This is a genomic window from Burkholderia sp. 9779_493 (assembly GCF_015712215.1).
Lineage (GTDB): Bacteria > Pseudomonadota > Gammaproteobacteria > Burkholderiales > Burkholderiaceae > Burkholderia > Burkholderia cenocepacia.
Genome location: NZ_JACCQA010000005.1, coordinates 21,658 through 35,928 on the forward strand (window position 1 = coordinate 21,658; position 14,271 = coordinate 35,928).

A 14,271-nucleotide genomic window follows, 5' to 3' on the forward strand; every position below is an offset into this window, starting at 1 on the left:
ATCCGGAATGCATATGAACGATCTGCTGGAAATCGACGGCGCCCGCCTGTGGCAGAGCCTGGCCGACATGGCGCGCGTCGGCGCGACGCCGCGCGGCGGCGTGCGGCGTCTCGCCCTCACCGATGACGACCGGCGCGGGCGCGACCTGTTCGCGCAATGGTGCCGCGACGCGGGGATGACGGTGAGCGTCGACACGGTCGGCAACCTGTTCGCCCGGCGTGACGGCGCCGATGCGCACGCCGCGCCGGTGCTGATCGGCAGCCATCTCGACACGCAGCCCGAAGGCGGCCGCTTCGACGGCGTCTATGGCGTGCTCGCCGCGCTCGAACTCGTGCGCACGCTGAACGACGCCGGCATCGGGACCGACAAGCCGCTCGAGATCGTGTCGTGGACCAACGAGGAAGGGGCGCGCTTCGCGCCCGCGATGCTCGGTTCGGCGGTGTTCACGGGCGCGTTGCCGCTCGACGACGCGCTCGCGAAGCAGGACGCCGACGGCGTCACGCTCGGCGCGGCGCTCGACGCGTGCGGCTATCGCGGCACGCGTGCGACGGGCGGTGCGGTCGACGCGTATTTCGAGGCGCATATCGAACAGGGCCCCGTGCTCGAGGCGAACGGCACGACGATCGGCATCGTCACGGGCGGCCAGGCGATCCGCTGGCTCGACGTGACGGTGACGGGCGTGGCCGCGCACGCGGGCACGACGCCGATGCCGTATCGCAAGGACGCGTATTTCGCGAGCGCGCAGATCGCGCTCGAACTCGAACGGATCGTCGCCGCTTATGCGCCGCGCGGGCTCGCGACGATCGGCCAGGTCGGCATCCGCAATGCGTCGCGCAACACGATTGCCGGCGACCTGACGTTCACGGTCGACCTGCGTCATCACGACGATGCGGAAGTCGATGCGATGGAGCGCGACCTGCGCGACGCCTGCGCACGCGTCGCCGCCGCGCGCGGCGTGCAGGTGGCGGTCGAAACCTGCTGGCGCAGCCCGGCGACGCCGTTCGACCGCGCTTGCGTCGGGCTGGTCGCGCAGGCGGCGGCCGCATTCGGCTACACGCACGAACGGATCGTGAGCGGCGCCGGCCACGACGCGATCCTGCTCGCACGCCGCTTCCCGACCGCGATGGTGTTCATTCCGTGCGTCGACGGCCTGTCGCACAACGAAGCCGAGGATGCGTTGCCCGACGACGTGACGCGCGGCACGAACGTGCTGCTCCATGCGGTGCTGGCGCGGGCCGGCATCGCGGCGCGCGTCGACGCGGCGGCTGCCGCGCACGGCGCCTGATCCGGCGAATCGACGAGGACCCCATGAAAACCTATTTCCATCCCGAACAACTGCTGCACCATCCGCGCAGCTACCTGTCGCGCGGCCAGATGCGCGAACCGCAGGAAGTGCCCGAGCGCGCGGCGCGGCTCGTCGCGGCCGTCCGGTCGCTCGACTTCGACGTGCGCGAGCCGGCCGACCGCGGCACCGCGCCGATCGCGGCCGTGCACGACATGAACTACCTGCGCTTTCTCGAGGACGCGCACCGCGACTGGAAGCAGATGCCCGACGACTGGGGCGACGAAGTGATGTCGAACGTGTTCGTGCGCGATCCGAACCCGCTGCGCGGCGTGCTCGCGAAAGCCGCGCGTTATCTCGCCGACGGCAGTTGCCCGGTGGGCGCGAACACGTGGCGCGCGGCGTACTGGTCCGCGCAGGGCGCGCTGGCGGCCGCGGCCGACGTCAACGACGGCGCCCGCGAAGCCTATGCGCTGTGCCGGCCGCCCGGCCATCATGCGCGCCGCGACGCGGCGGGCGGCTTCTGCTACCTGAACAACGCGGCGATTGCCGCGCAGGCGCTGCTCGGCCGCCATCGCCGCGTCGCGATCCTCGATACCGACATGCATCACGGGCAGGGCGTGCAGGAGATTTTCTACGGCCGCGACGATGTGCTGTACGTGTCGATCCACGGCGACCCGACCAACTTCTACCCGGTCGTCGCCGGTTACGAGGAAGAGACGGGGGCGGGCGCCGGCGACGGCTTCAACCTCAACCTGCCGATGCCGCACGGCGCGCCCGAGTCGGCGTTCTTCGAGCGGCTCGACGACGCGCTGCGCGCGCTCGACCGGTTCCAGCCCGATGCGCTCGTGCTCGCGCTCGGCTTCGACATCTACAAGGACGACCCGCAGTCGCAGGTAGCGGTCACGACCGACGGGTTCGGACGGCTCGGCGGTGCGATCGGCGCGCTCGGGTTGCCGACGGTGATCGTGCAGGAGGGCGGTTATCACCTCGCGAGTCTCGACGCGAACGCGCGCGCGTTTTTCGGCGGGTTTGCCGCGGGGCGCTGACTGAACCGTCGGAACCGGATTGCACGCTGAAAATGACAACGGCCGCATTGCGCGGCCGTAAAAATGCATGCGGAACGAGCCCGGGCAGTCCGGGCGTTGCGTGCCCTTATGAATTCGCGGCGGCCGGCGAGCGGCGGCGCTGCGTGACCTGCAGCATCACGAGTGCGAGCCCGGCGGCGGCGATCAGCGCGCCGACGAGCGGCACCGCCGCGTAGCCGAACCCGGCCGAGATCGCTGCCCCGCCGGCGGCGGCGCCGACCGCGTTGCCGAGGTTGAACGCGCCGATGTTGACGGCCGACGCGAGGCCCGGCGCTTCGTGGGCCGCGCGCATCACGCGCATCTGCAGCGGCGGCACGACCGCGAACGTCGCGATCCCCCAGACCAGCAGCGTGACGCCGGCGCCCGCATGGGTGGTGGCGAGCAGCGGGAACGCGGCCATCGTCGCGATCAGCAGCAACAGGAAGCCGATCAGCGTGCCGTCGAGCGAGCGGTCGGCCAGACGGCCGCCCGCGATGTTGCCGATCGAGAAGCCGACGCCGATCAGCACCAGCATCGCGGTCACGAAGCCGGGCGTCGCGCCCGTCAAGTGTTCGAGCGTCGGTGCGACGTACGTATAGAGCGTGAACATCGCGCCGGCGCCGAGCACCGTCGTCCCGAGCGCGCCGAGCACGACCGGGCGCGTCAGCACGGACAGCTCGGCACGCAGGTCGGGCATCTTGCCGGCTTCACCCTTCGGCAGCGCGGCGAACAGGCCGGCGATCGCGATCAGGCCAAGGCCGGCAGTCGCCGCGAACGACATGCGCCAGCCGATGATCTGGCCGAGCCAGGTCGCGGCCGGCACGCCGCCGACGTTCGCGATCGTCAGGCCCATGAACATCGTCGCGACCGCGCTGGCCTGCTTTTCGCGCGGCACGAGGCTTGCCGCGACCACCGAGCCGAGCCCGAAGAACGCGCCGTGGTTGAGGCTCGTCACGAGGCGGGCGAGCAGCAGCGTCGTGTAGTCCGGTGCGACGGCCGACAGCAGGTTGCCGATCGTGAAGATCGACATCAGCGCGATCAGCGCGGAGCGGCGCGACCAGCGCGCGAGCAGCAGCGTCATCAGCGGCGCGCCGACCATCACGCCGATCGCATACGCGCTGATCAGCATGCCGGCTTGCGGAATCGATACGTGCACGCCGTCGGCGATCACGGGCAGCAGGCCCATCGGCGAGAACTCGGTCGTGCCGATGCCGAACGCGCCGGCGGCGAGCGCCAGCAGCGGCAGCGTGGCGCTGCCGCCGGGGCGGGACGGAGAGGAAGTCGTGGTGTTCACGCAGTGGGCTCCTTGTAAGCGGGGAACAACGGCACGAAGCCATTGAGGACAGCGCGAAGTGTGCCTGCATTACTTTTGCGGAAAAAGCCGCATCCGGACGAAATTATCTTGATTTCATGTCAACAATGCAGCGGCGGCGCGATGCGCGTGGCGTGACGCGTGAGCGGGGCTTCGGCGGGACAGGCGAACGGCGGGGATTTTTCGAAAGATCTTCGTCAAGCATGAGACCGCGATTTCCGGACAGGCAGCGGTGGCTCGGGCGCTTCGTCGTCGCCGGGCGAGTTGGCCTGCGCGACGCTCGGGAAGGCGTCCGGCGGCTGGGGCGGCGACATGCGGCTGCGTGGTCGGCACGCATGGCTTCGAGATAGAGGATGGCGTGCAGCCCGCGTCGCGAAATGGCCGGAAACGCTTCGCTACAACGCGCATCGACAAAAAAGCCCCGACCACAGGGGGACCATGGCCGGGGCGGAAACGCATCCTCTCTTTGGCACGAGGGTTGGATGCGCGCGCAGTATATTTCGGGCCATGACGATTCGAACCGGTGTTAAACGGCCGTTTTTGGTGTCAATTTGAAGATTGCGATGTCGTCGCGTCGGCTGTCGGTGTTCTGAAAGATTCTTCGATGACACGGCGGTGTCATTCCGTGTGCAAAAGCATCGAAACCGACGAGATCGCGGAGCGGATTTTCCGTACGTCGCGTTTGGCGGCGCCAGTCGCATCGACCGATTCTGCGCCGCTGCGTCTGGCCCGCGTTCAGCCCGGTTCGCCGGCCGCATCGCGGACCGCCGCGAGAAACCGCGCGACGACGGGCGACGGCGCCGCCGCCGCGCCGTCGAACACGAACTCGATGTCGAAGCGGCTCGCAAGCTCGTCGAGCGCGACGAGCCGGACCGTGCGCGGGCAGGTCGGCGACGCGCTTTCCGGCACGAACGCGCAGCCCATGCCGGCCGCGACGAGGCCGATCAGCGTCGGGATGTCGCTGCCGACCTGCGCGATGCGCGGCGTGAAACCGGCCTGCTGGCACTGCGTCATCAGGAACCGGTGGTGCGCGGCGGAGCGCTGCGCATCGAACCACACGAACGGGGCGTCGGCGACATCGGCCAGCGTGCGCGGCGCGACGAAGCGGCCGCCCGGCGGCGCGGGCATCGCGAGCACGAAGCGGTCGCTCAGCAGCCGCACACCCGTCAGGTGCGGCGCTTCCTCGCGACGCCACGCCATGATCCCGGCGTCGAGCTGACCGCGCATCAGCGCGCTCGCCTGTTCGGCCGACAGCATCGGCGCGATCGACAGTTTCACGTCCGGGCACGCATCGCGAAACGTCTTGAGGACGTTCGCGACGATCGGCAACGGCAGGCAGTTCGGCAGCGCGCCGAGCCGCAGTTCGCCGAGCTGGCCGGCCGCGCTGCGCAACGCGCGTTCGCGGCTGTCCTGCAGCATGGCGAGCAGGCCGGTCGCATCCTGCAGGAAGCTCGTGCCGGCCGCCGTGAGCGTGACGCCGGTCGCGCGACGGATCAGCAGCGGCGTGCCGATCGCATCCTCGAGCTCGCGGATCTGCCGCGACAGCGCGGGCTGCACGATGCCGGCCGCGCGGGCGCCGGCCATCACGCTGCCGGCCTGGGCGACGGCGACGAAGTAGCGCAGGTGACGCAGTTCGATCTGGCGCATGTGGTGTCGATGCGGTCGGGTAGATATGCCTGTGAAGCATAGCAGACACCATTCGATGGTATTGGAAAGCATGACCGGCCTGCCGTACGATGACCTTCGTTGCTCCCGCGCTTCGTCGTGCGCCGCATGCGTTTCCTTCTTTCCCACTGCGTTCCGTCCCATGCCGCTTCATATCCCGACCCCCTATATCCGTTCGCACATCGCGTCCCGCCGGCTCGGCAAAACCATCCGGCTGAAGCTCGATGCGTTGCAGCCGTCGGGCTCGTTCAAGCTGCGCGGCATCGGCGCCGTCTGCGAGGCGCGTCATGCAGACGGCGCCCGGCGGTTCGTGTCGTCGTCGGGCGGGAACGCGGGCATCGCGGTCGCGTATTGCGGCCGCGAGCTCGGCGTGCCGGTGCGCGTCGTCGTACCGGAAAGCGCGTCGGCCCGGGCGCGCGAACTGATCCGCGTCGAAGGCGCGGAACTCGTCGTGCACGGGGCAAGCTGGGCCGAGGCGAATGCGTTCGCGCAGTCGACGCTCGACGAGCACGACGTGTTCGTGCATCCGTTCGACGACCGCGTGCTGTGGCAGGGGCACGCGACGATGATCGACGAGATGGCGGCCGTCGGCCCGAAGCCCGACGCGATCGTGCTCGCGGTCGGCGGCGGCGGTCTGCTGTGCGGCGTGCTGGAAGGGCTGGTGCGCAACGGCTGGCACGACGTGCCCGTCGTCGCGGCTGAAACGGCAGGCGCCGACTGCTATGCGCGCTCGGTCGCGCAGGGGCGTCCAGTCGAATTGCCGGCCATCGCGAGCATCGCGACGTCGTTGGGCGCGAAGCGGCCGTGTGACGCGGCGGTCGAATGGGCGACGCGTCACGCGATCCATCCGGTCGTCGTGTCCGATGCCGACGCGGTGGCCGCGTCGCTGCGGTTTGTCGATGAACACCGGATCGTCGTCGAGCCCGCGTGCGGCGCGGCGTTGGCCGCGCTGGAGCGGCCGGTGCCGGTGCTTGCGTCGGCGTCCGACCTCGCCGTGATCGTCTGCGGCGGCGTGACCGCGACCGTCGAGCATCTGCAGACGCTGCGCGCGACGTTGCGGTAGGTGAGGGCGCCGGCAAGCAATGCAGTCGCGAGACGGCGGGTCGCCCGAGATTTCGCGTTTGGTGGCGGCGGGTTTGGGCGTGCGTGGTCAACCGCGACGCGTCGACGTTGCGTGCCCGTCAATCTCGCGCGGCCACGTGTCGGCCTGCGCACGGCTGGATAGGCGGAAACGACTCCCGGGAAGGATGCGGCGGGGGACGTACCGGCGCGCTCCGCCGCCTATGGGCAGGCGCGACGGTTGGGGCGCGTAGTCAGTTCGCGGCGGGTGCGCTCGCGCCGGACGGTGTGGACGATGCGACCGGGTTGGCGGCAGCCGGCGCAGGCGATGCGCTCGATGGTGCCGGTGCGGACGCGGAGGCGGGTGCCGATGCCGCCGACGAAGGCGCGGACGCAGTGGATGACGGAGTGGCGGTGGCTGGCCGTGCGGCCGGACCCGCGGCAGACGCGGGCGCGGAAACCGGCGCGGCCGTCGAGCCGGAGGTCGACGAGGAGGGTGCCGGCGCGGTGGCCGGACCCGGAGGCGGCACGGGCGCCGAAGCCGGTGCCGCAGCCGACGCGGGAGCCGGAGCCGATACAGGTGCCGAGCCCGTAGCCGAAGCCGGCGCAGGTGCGGAAGCCGCCGCAGGCGCCACACCCGAGGCCGGCACCGGCCCGGACGCCGCCGGCGCGGCAGCGCGCATCGCCGCCGGCACCGCGACGGCCGATGCCGCGGCCGGCACGGCATTCGCGCCCGACCCGGGCGTGACACCCGGCACCGAAAGCGGCACCGGCGCCGCGGGCGGCGTCGGCACGACCGGCGTCGTCATTTTCATCGGTTCGCCTTGCGGCGTCGGCGCGGGTTCGGGCAGCGGCGCGACGGGCTCCTTCTCGGCGGCCTTCACGGTCGCGCGGTCGCGCCGCGCCGGGTCGATCTTCAGGAAATGCTCGACGAGATTGAAGAACCGCTCGTAGAACACGCCGGCGGGAATCGTCTCGCTGGCGGTCTTGACGAGCGCATCGTCGCTCGAGCCGATCGGCAGCGACAGCGAGCCGAACACGCTGAGGCCGACGCTGGCCGACGTATTCGACTTCTTCAGCGTGTAGCGGTCCTGCACCGCGTTCACGTACGCGATGCTCGACGAGCCGTCCGCGTTCGCGTCCGCGCACACGACGTGAAACTCGATCACGACGTGCATGTCGTTGCTCGGCTGGAAATTCTTGCTGCCGTCGACCGCGTCGTTGCGCGACGACGACACCACGTAGCCCTGGCTCAGCAGCGCGCGCCGCGCGGCCTCGCAGGCCGCGTCGGATTTCGAGTGGAACGTATGCGCATACGGGCTGCTCGTCGCGTCGAACTGTTCCTGCTGGTAGATCGGCTTGGGCGGCGACGAGCATGCCGCCAGCACGGTCGCGGCCGCGAGCGCGCACGAAACGGAAAACAGGCGAAATCGGTTGTGCATGGCGTCTTTCAGAAGGCTCGGCGAGAGGCGGCGCAAGGGCGGTGCCTGGATGGCGCGCGCGTGCACATCTCGTATGGCCGGGGCGACATTATAGTTTCGTTTGATGTCGCGCTCGCTTCAGCCGGCCGGCGCGCCGCGCGCCGCGGCCAGCAATTGCGCCGTCAGCGGATGGTGTTCGCCGCGCCGGGAGCGGATCGCGTGGATCTCCTCGGTCACGTCGCCCGCGCGCCCGAGCCGCCTGAGCCCGCGCAGCAGCGACGCATCGTTCGCACCGAGTTCGCTCAGCGCAAACACGCCGAGGCCGCGCGCCGCGAACACGGCCATCAGCGCGCTGTCCTCGAACTCGCCGGCCACGCGCGGCACGATCCGCTCGCTTTCCAACCACCCGTCGAGGCGCGCGCGCAACGCGGAATGCGCGGTCGGCAGCAGCACGGGCAGCTCGGCGAGGCACTGCGGAAAGCGCTGCCGCGCGGCCGGCGTGACGAGTGCCGCGGGCCCGTACCAGTCGACTGGCGACGCCACGAGCCGCTCGCTCGTCACGCGCAGGTTCGACCCGGACGGCGCGCCCTGGCCGGCCAGCACGAGATCCAGATGATGCAGCGCGAGCTCCGCGAGCAGCGCGTCGTGCTCGCCCTCGTGGCACAGCAGCCGCAGCGTCGGCGTGTCGAGCACCGGGGCCAGGAGCGCGTGCGCGGCGAGCTTGGAGATGCCGTCCGCGAGGCCGACCGCGAGCCGCACGGTCGGCTGGCTGGCTGCCGCGCGCACGTCGTCGGGAATCAGCCGGCCCATCTCGAAGATGACTTCCGCGCGCGCGAACGCGGCCTGCCCGGCGTCGGTCATCGCCACGCCGCGCCCGGCCGGGCGCAACAACTGGTGCCCGAGCGATTTCTCCAGCTCGCGCACCTGCGCGCTGATCGTCTGCACGGCCATGTCCAGCCGGGCGGCGGCGCGTGCGAAGCCGCCTTCCTTCACGACGACCCAGAAATAGTACAGATGTCGAAAATTCAGCATCGCAGTGGGGATATATCGTAAAAACCGAACCTGAAATCAGATTTTCTCTGGTTTTTTCGAAGTGTGGGGCGGCATATCATCAGGCTTTCCACTTTCGTATCGGCCCTCCCATGGACTACCTGCTGACGCTTGCCACCGACCCCGCCGTCTGGGCCGCGCTCCTGACGCTCGTCGTGATGGAAGTCGTGCTCGGGATCGACAACCTGATCTTCATCTCGATCCTCAGCAACAAGCTGCCCGAAGCGCAGCGCGCACGCACGCAGCGCCTCGGCATCGGGCTCGCGCTGGTGATGCGCCTGGCGCTGCTGGGCAGCGTCGCGTGGATCGCGAGCCTGACCGAACCCGTGTTCACGCTGTTCGACCATGCGTTCTCGTGGCGCGACATGATCCTGCTGTCGGGGGGCCTGTTCCTCGTGTGGAAGGCGACCACCGAAATCCATCACCACGTGTCGCACGACGGCGACGCCGCGGGCGGGGCGGCCGGCGCGGCCGGCCTGACGGTGTGGGCCGCGATCGGCCAGATCGTGATGCTCGACATCGTGTTCTCGATCGACAGCATCGTGACCGCGATCGGCATGACCGAGCACGTTCCGATCATGTTCGTCGCCGTGATCGTCGCCGTGACCGTGATGCTGTTCGCCGCGCAGCCGCTCGCGCGCTTCATCGACCGCAACCCGACGATCGTGATGCTCGCGCTGTCGTTCCTGGTCGTGATCGGCATGACGCTGATCGCCGAAGGGTTCGGGTCGCACGTGCCGAAGGGCTACATCTATGCGGCGATGGCGTTCTCGGCGTTCGTCGAGGGCATGAACATGCTGGCGCGGCGCGCGAAGGCGAAGCGGGCGGCGCGCGCGGCACGCGACTGAGCCGGCGCGCGTGACGCCGGCCGCTGCGGCGGCCGGTTCGCGCGCCTCATACGGAATCCGAATGAAATTCGCACGGAAAGGAGAAGCGCGATGAAATGTCCTGTCTGCAAGACGCCCGACCTGCTGATGGCCGAGCGCCAGTCGATCGAGATCGACTACTGTCCGACCTGCCGCGGCGTGTGGCTCGATCGCGGCGAACTCGACAAGCTGATCGCCCGGGAAACCGGCGACGCGCCGGTACGTCGCGACGCCGCGCCCGCACAACACGATACGCATGCGCAGCGCGGCCGTGACGATGGCTGGGGGCGCGATGGTCGCTCGTACGACGAGCGTGACCGGCATGACGGCCGGCGTCGCAAGAAGTCGGTGTTCGACCTGTTCGATTTCGATTGAAGCGGGCGTCCGCGCGCGTGAACGCGCGCGGCCCGATGCAAGAAAGCCCCGCCGGCAGCGCGCCGGACGGGGCTTTTTCATGCGCGTCGCGTCAGGACACGCATCGGCACTTACGCGTTGCCGGCCGTCACGTCGATGCGGCGCGGACGCGTTTGCTCGCGGCGCGGGATCGTCAGCGTCAGCACGCCGTCGCGCAGGTTCGCGTCGATCCGCGACGTGTCGAGGTCGGCGCTCAGCACGAAGGATCGCGCATAGCGCGTCGCGCGCACTTCCGCATGTCGCACGCGCAGGTCGGCCGGTGTGTCGATGTGCGTCGTGGCTTCGATCGTCAGCGTCGTGTCGTGCACCTTCACGTCGAGATTCTCGCGCGGCACGCCCGGCAGGTCGGCGCGCAGCGTGACGCCGCGTTGATCCTCGACGATGTCGACGGACGGGATGATCGCGGGCCGGCGCGCGGCTTCGGCAGCCGCGGGGTGAACGGTGTCGGTTTGGCGTTCGGCCAGGGTCGGGTTCGTGTTCATGTCGATATCCTGAAGATTACTGAATGGTGATCGCGCGCGGCTTCGCCGCTTCGCGCCGGCCGACGCGAATCAGCAGGCAGCCGTTTTCATAGCGGGCGCTGACCTGGTCGGGGTCCGCGTCGCGCGGCAGTTCGACCACACGGCGGAACGCGCCGTGAAAGCGCTCCTGCGCATACGTGCGCACGTCGTCGCCTTCGCGCGGCGCCGGCTTGCGTTCGCCGCTGATCGTCAGCAGATCCTTGTCGATCGACACGTCGAAGTCGGCCGCGGCCATGCCGGGCGCGAACGCGACGATCTCGATCGCGTCGTCGGTGGCGCCGACGTTGAGCGCGGGAAACGCGCCGGGACGCACCGCGCGGATGCCGGACGGGCGTTCGCCGAGCAGGCTCGCCATCTGCCGCTGCACGCGGGCGAATTCGTCGAACAGATCGTGGCCGAAATGGATACCGCTCATGTTGGTCCTCCTGAACAGGGAACGCGGGAGACGTGACGGCGCGACGCCTGCGGCGGGCGCGACGGGTGGCTCCACTGGGTCGATACGGGGGCGGTGCGTGGTAATCGGCACTGCCCGACGACGCTTAATTAGTGGCCGCCGTCGCGCATTTCAAGAGGGCATCCGCAATCGGCGTCGACGCAGGTGAGCGGGATTCGATGCGACAATCGCTGCGGCATATCTGCAGACCAACGACACGGGACAACCATGGACATTCGACGTATCGCGATCGTCGGCGCCGGCGTGATCGGCGCGAGCTGGACCGCTTTCTACCTGACGCAGGGTTTCGACGTCGTCGTGACCGACCCGGCGCCGCAAGCCGACGCGCGGCTGCGCGACGCGCTGGCCGCGTTCCTCGGCGAGCGGGCCGCCGAACTTGCCGCGCGGCTGTCGTTCGACGCCGATCTCCTGCGGGCGCTCGACGGCGTCGACTTCGTGCAGGAGAACGGCCCCGAGCGACTCGACCTGAAGCGTGCGCTCTATCGCCAGATGGACGACGTGCTGCCCGCGCACGTGCCGATCGCGTCGAGCTCGTCGGGCCTGAAGATGTCCGACATCCAGACCGCGTGCGCGAAGCATCCGGAACGCTGCCTGATCGCACATCCGTTCAATCCGCCGCATCTGATCCCGCTCGTCGAGCTGGTCGGCGGCGATGCGACCGGCCAGGACGTGATCGCGCGCGTGAAGCAGTTCTACGATGCGCTCGGCAAGCAGACCATCGTCCTCAACAAGGAAATGACGGGCCACGTCGCGAACCGGCTCGCGGCCGCGCTGTTCCGCGAGGTGTATCACCTCGTCGGCGAAGGCGTCGTGAGCGTCGCCGATGCGGACAAGGCCGTCGCGTGGGGCCCCGGCCTGCGCTGGGGGCTGATGGGGCAGTGCCTGACCTATCACCTCGGCGGCGGCGCGGGCGGGATCGCGCACTTCCTCGAACACCTGTCGGGGCCGATCACGAGCTGGTGGGACGACCTCGGCGCGCCTTCGTTCGATCCGGAAGTCGATCGCAAGCTGAACGACGAGCTGCGCGCGATCCAGGGCGAGCGCTCGATGCAGGAACTGGCGGCGGAGCGCGACCGGTTGCTCGTCGAACTGATCGACGCGCGGCGCCGCAGCTTCCTGCCCTGATCCGGCGCGCCGGCTATTGCTGCGACGTCGATTGCGGAGCGGACGGCGTCTGCGCCAGCCAGCCGGGGTTCGTGGCCTGCACGAGTTCACGGTTGCGCGCGCGGGTCGCGGCGTTCGGCGGGTAGTTGCCGTCGTTCGTCGGCAGTTCGCCGTCGAGATAGGCCTGCTTGAGCTGGTCGATGACTTCCGCGCGCGTCAGGCCCGGTGCGGGGGCCGCCGCATCGGTCTGGGCAAAGGCGGGGGACAGCAGCGCGGCTGCAGCAGTCGCGACGGCGAATCGCAGGACGTTCTTCATGGCGGGCTCCGATCAAGGGGACGGGTACCGGTGGCGCGCGGCGCGATACCGTGCGTTCCGATGGGGCCCATTGTCGCGAGCGGGTGCTGCGCGGACGATGACGCGTTCCGGGCAAAGCTGTCAGGTGCGGCGGGCGCACCCGTGCGGTGCGCGCGGCGGCGCTACAACTCGGCCGCCGCGGTGATCAGCGTGGCTTCGAGCGCGAGCGTCGAACGCGACGCGGCCGCCGGGCGGTCGATCACGTATTCGAGTTCGCCGAGTTCCGGCAGCCCCGCCTCGAGCCGCGCGAGCCCGGCCGGGATCACGTAGCCGGCGAACGCGCTGACGCCGAGCCCCGCGCTCGCGGCCGCCCGCAATACCGCGATGCTGCTGCTCACGACGGCGATCCGGTACGGTCGCCCGACGGCCTCGAGCGATTCGAGCACGCGGCGGCGCGACACGCTCGGCTCCGGATGCATCGCGAGCGGCAGCACGGCCTCGTGGCCGGTGATCCGCGAATCGGGGCCGGTGCACCAGTACAGCGGTTCGCTGCGGATCACGCGGCCGCGCCGGCTGCCGGCGATGCGTTTCGCGAACACGAGATCGTGCCGGCCTTCGTCGAGCGCGTCGAACAGGTCGCCCGACAGCCCGGTCGAGATCGCGAGCTCGACGTCCGGGTTGCGCTGCACGAAGCTCGCGAGCGCGGCCGTCAGGTGCGCCGACGCGAAATCCTCCGACATCGCGAGCCGCACCTTGCCCGACAGCGGCGGCCCGCATACCGACGTGACGGCCTCGTCCATCAGTTCGAGGATGCGCACCGCGTAGCGGAACAGCGCGTCGCCGTGCTGCGACAGGTGCACGTTGCGCGTGTCGCGCTCGAACAGCGGCCGGTCGAGCAGCTCCTCGAGGCGGCGGATATGCTGGCTGACGGTCGATTGCGACAGGTTCACGCGCTCGGACGCGGCGGTGAAGCTGCCGGACTGGGCGACGGCGACGAAACTGCGCAGCAGCTCGGGCGGTAACGGACGCATTGCTAAATCCACTGAATCGGTTTCGACAACTTCATAAATGGCCGGATTTTGCGGCGCTAGTATCGGATCACGCGCCAGTGCGGCCTCCGCGAACGAGGGCGCCGGGCGCGTAGCCCGTGTCGCGCCGCCGGCTGCTTCGGTCAGTCTAAGCCATCCGGCGTCCGGCCCGAAACCGCATCATCCCATCGACCCCGAGAACGTGCTCGCACGACGAGCCGCCGGGCCGCGGCGCCCCGCCGCAGGAGACAGACAGTCCGCCCGGGATCGGCGTGCGGGCCTGACTCCCGCACGCGTCAGGCGCCCGTCACGAAGAGACTGGAGACGACTCATGATCATCTACGGAACCGCGCTGCTGGCGTTCTGCCACCTGGCCGGACTGTTCCTCGGCGACCTGCTCGGCAGCGCGATCGGCGTGAAGACCAACGTCGGCGGCGTCGGCATCGCGATGCTGCTGCTGATCTGCCTGCGCTTGTGGCTGCACCGGCGCGGCTGGCTGCCGAAGGAGACCGAGGCCGGCGTCGGTTTCTGGGGCGCGATGTACATCCCGGTCGTCGTCGCGATGGCCGCGAACCAGAACGTCGTCGCCGCGCTGAAGGGCGGCCCGGTCGCGCTGCTGGCCGCCGTCGGCGCGGTCGCGATCTGCGCCTGCTGCATCGCGGTACTCGCGCGCACGGGGCGCGACGACACGGCCTTCGCGGGCGTGCCGCAATTCGAAGAACAATAACGGAGG

15 protein-coding genes are annotated in these 14,271 nt (G+C 69.9%); 7 read left to right on the top strand and 8 right to left on the bottom strand.

Annotated features, from left to right (window positions below):
* Window positions 1-13: 13 nt before the first annotated feature.
* Both H0X95_RS06265 and H0X95_RS06270 read left to right on the top strand, forming a co-directional pair.
* On the top strand, window positions 14-1,285 hold the full coding sequence (locus H0X95_RS06265) for a Zn-dependent hydrolase (RefSeq protein ID WP_034201844.1): 1,272 nt from the start codon (window positions 14-16) through the stop codon (window positions 1,283-1,285).
* 23 nt (window positions 1,286-1,308) lie between these two features.
* Entirely contained in the window at window positions 1,309-2,331 is a 1,023-nt protein-coding gene (locus H0X95_RS06270; RefSeq protein ID WP_006481821.1) for a histone deacetylase family protein, read from the top strand.
* A gap of 106 nt (window positions 2,332-2,437) precedes the next feature.
* On the opposite strand, the gene H0X95_RS06275 is transcribed toward H0X95_RS06270, so the two are convergent.
* The gene (locus H0X95_RS06275; protein WP_006497639.1) at window positions 2,438-3,643 is read right to left on the bottom strand and encodes an MFS transporter; all 1,206 of its coding nucleotides are present in this window, start codon (window positions 3,641-3,643) and stop codon (window positions 2,438-2,440) included.
* A gap of 753 nt (window positions 3,644-4,396) precedes the next feature.
* Window positions 4,397-5,308, bottom strand: coding sequence for a LysR family transcriptional regulator (locus tag H0X95_RS06280; protein ID WP_006481804.1), 912 nt, complete (start codon window positions 5,306-5,308; stop codon window positions 4,397-4,399).
* 160 nt (window positions 5,309-5,468) lie between these two features.
* Between H0X95_RS06280 and H0X95_RS06285 the strand changes: the two genes are divergently transcribed.
* Complete coding sequence (locus H0X95_RS06285) at window positions 5,469-6,389, top strand: pyridoxal-phosphate dependent enzyme (protein ID WP_062910853.1); 921 nt, start codon at window positions 5,469-5,471, stop codon at window positions 6,387-6,389.
* Between the two features lie 250 nt (window positions 6,390-6,639).
* On the opposite strand, the gene H0X95_RS06290 is transcribed toward H0X95_RS06285, so the two are convergent.
* Both H0X95_RS06290 and H0X95_RS06295 read right to left on the bottom strand, forming a co-directional pair.
* Window positions 6,640-7,827, bottom strand: coding sequence for a DUF2242 domain-containing protein (locus tag H0X95_RS06290; protein ID WP_196433123.1), 1,188 nt, complete (start codon window positions 7,825-7,827; stop codon window positions 6,640-6,642).
* Window positions 7,828-7,944: 117 nt separating this feature from the next.
* A complete protein-coding gene (locus H0X95_RS06295; RefSeq protein WP_006497636.1) occupies window positions 7,945-8,838 on the bottom strand; it encodes a LysR family transcriptional regulator in 894 nt (297 codons plus the stop codon).
* A gap of 110 nt (window positions 8,839-8,948) precedes the next feature.
* Here H0X95_RS06295 and H0X95_RS06300 point away from each other — a divergent pair, with 110 nt between their 5' ends.
* Together H0X95_RS06300 and H0X95_RS06305 are read left to right on the top strand one after the other, a co-directional pair.
* A complete protein-coding gene (locus H0X95_RS06300) occupies window positions 8,949-9,704 on the top strand; it encodes a TerC family protein (protein ID WP_034200775.1) in 756 nt (251 codons plus the stop codon).
* A 90-nt stretch (window positions 9,705-9,794) separates the two neighbouring features.
* The gene (locus H0X95_RS06305; protein WP_006485320.1) at window positions 9,795-10,097 is read left to right on the top strand and encodes a TFIIB-type zinc ribbon-containing protein; all 303 of its coding nucleotides are present in this window, start codon (window positions 9,795-9,797) and stop codon (window positions 10,095-10,097) included.
* Between the two features lie 110 nt (window positions 10,098-10,207).
* Here H0X95_RS06305 and H0X95_RS06310 read toward each other — a convergent pair whose 3' ends face one another.
* Window positions 10,208-10,618, bottom strand: coding sequence for an Hsp20/alpha crystallin family protein (locus tag H0X95_RS06310; protein WP_006485316.1), 411 nt, complete (start codon window positions 10,616-10,618; stop codon window positions 10,208-10,210).
* Between the two features lie 16 nt (window positions 10,619-10,634).
* Window positions 10,635-11,072, bottom strand: coding sequence for an Hsp20/alpha crystallin family protein (locus tag H0X95_RS06315; protein ID WP_006485305.1), 438 nt, complete (start codon window positions 11,070-11,072; stop codon window positions 10,635-10,637).
* A gap of 246 nt (window positions 11,073-11,318) precedes the next feature.
* Between H0X95_RS06315 and H0X95_RS06320 the strand changes: the two genes are divergently transcribed.
* On the top strand, window positions 11,319-12,236 hold the full coding sequence (locus H0X95_RS06320) for a 3-hydroxyacyl-CoA dehydrogenase NAD-binding domain-containing protein (protein ID WP_062910852.1): 918 nt from the start codon (window positions 11,319-11,321) through the stop codon (window positions 12,234-12,236).
* 13 nt (window positions 12,237-12,249) lie between these two features.
* Here H0X95_RS06320 and H0X95_RS06325 read toward each other — a convergent pair whose 3' ends face one another.
* Both H0X95_RS06325 and H0X95_RS06330 read right to left on the bottom strand, forming a co-directional pair.
* Window positions 12,250-12,531 carry a DUF4148 domain-containing protein gene (locus H0X95_RS06325; protein WP_062910851.1) on the bottom strand — a complete coding sequence of 94 codons (282 nt, stop codon included), beginning with the start codon at window positions 12,529-12,531 and terminating at the stop codon, window positions 12,250-12,252.
* Between the two features lie 161 nt (window positions 12,532-12,692).
* The gene (locus H0X95_RS06330) at window positions 12,693-13,541 is read right to left on the bottom strand and encodes a LysR substrate-binding domain-containing protein (protein ID WP_006497633.1); all 849 of its coding nucleotides are present in this window, start codon (window positions 13,539-13,541) and stop codon (window positions 12,693-12,695) included.
* Window positions 13,542-13,869: 328 nt separating this feature from the next.
* On the opposite strand from H0X95_RS06330, the gene madL reads away from it, so the two are divergent.
* Complete coding sequence (gene madL / locus H0X95_RS06335; RefSeq protein ID WP_006485307.1) at window positions 13,870-14,265, top strand: malonate transporter subunit MadL; 396 nt, start codon at window positions 13,870-13,872, stop codon at window positions 14,263-14,265.
* Window positions 14,266-14,271 lie beyond the last annotated feature (6 nt).

Coding starts and splice junctions, on each gene's coding strand:
- H0X95_RS06265 (WP_034201844.1), top strand. CDS start 14: ATGAACGATCTGCTGGAAATCGACGGCGCCCGCCTGTGGCAGAGCCTG.
- H0X95_RS06270 (WP_006481821.1), top strand. CDS start 1,309: ATGAAAACCTATTTCCATCCCGAACAACTGCTGCACCATCCGCGCAGC.
- H0X95_RS06280 (WP_006481804.1), bottom strand. CDS start 5,308: ATGCGCCAGATCGAACTGCGTCACCTGCGCTACTTCGTCGCCGTCGCC.
- H0X95_RS06285 (WP_062910853.1), top strand. CDS start 5,469: ATGCCGCTTCATATCCCGACCCCCTATATCCGTTCGCACATCGCGTCC.
- H0X95_RS06290 (WP_196433123.1), bottom strand. CDS start 7,827: ATGCACAACCGATTTCGCCTGTTTTCCGTTTCGTGCGCGCTCGCGGCC.
- H0X95_RS06295 (WP_006497636.1), bottom strand. CDS start 8,838: ATGCTGAATTTTCGACATCTGTACTATTTCTGGGTCGTCGTGAAGGAA.
- H0X95_RS06300 (WP_034200775.1), top strand. CDS start 8,949: ATGGACTACCTGCTGACGCTTGCCACCGACCCCGCCGTCTGGGCCGCG.
- H0X95_RS06305 (WP_006485320.1), top strand. CDS start 9,795: ATGAAATGTCCTGTCTGCAAGACGCCCGACCTGCTGATGGCCGAGCGC.
- H0X95_RS06310 (WP_006485316.1), bottom strand. CDS start 10,618: ATGAACACGAACCCGACCCTGGCCGAACGCCAAACCGACACCGTTCAC.
- H0X95_RS06315 (WP_006485305.1), bottom strand. CDS start 11,072: ATGAGCGGTATCCATTTCGGCCACGATCTGTTCGACGAATTCGCCCGC.
- H0X95_RS06320 (WP_062910852.1), top strand. CDS start 11,319: ATGGACATTCGACGTATCGCGATCGTCGGCGCCGGCGTGATCGGCGCG.
- H0X95_RS06325 (WP_062910851.1), bottom strand. CDS start 12,531: ATGAAGAACGTCCTGCGATTCGCCGTCGCGACTGCTGCAGCCGCGCTG.
- H0X95_RS06330 (WP_006497633.1), bottom strand. CDS start 13,541: ATGCGTCCGTTACCGCCCGAGCTGCTGCGCAGTTTCGTCGCCGTCGCC.
- madL (WP_006485307.1), top strand. CDS start 13,870: ATGATCATCTACGGAACCGCGCTGCTGGCGTTCTGCCACCTGGCCGGA.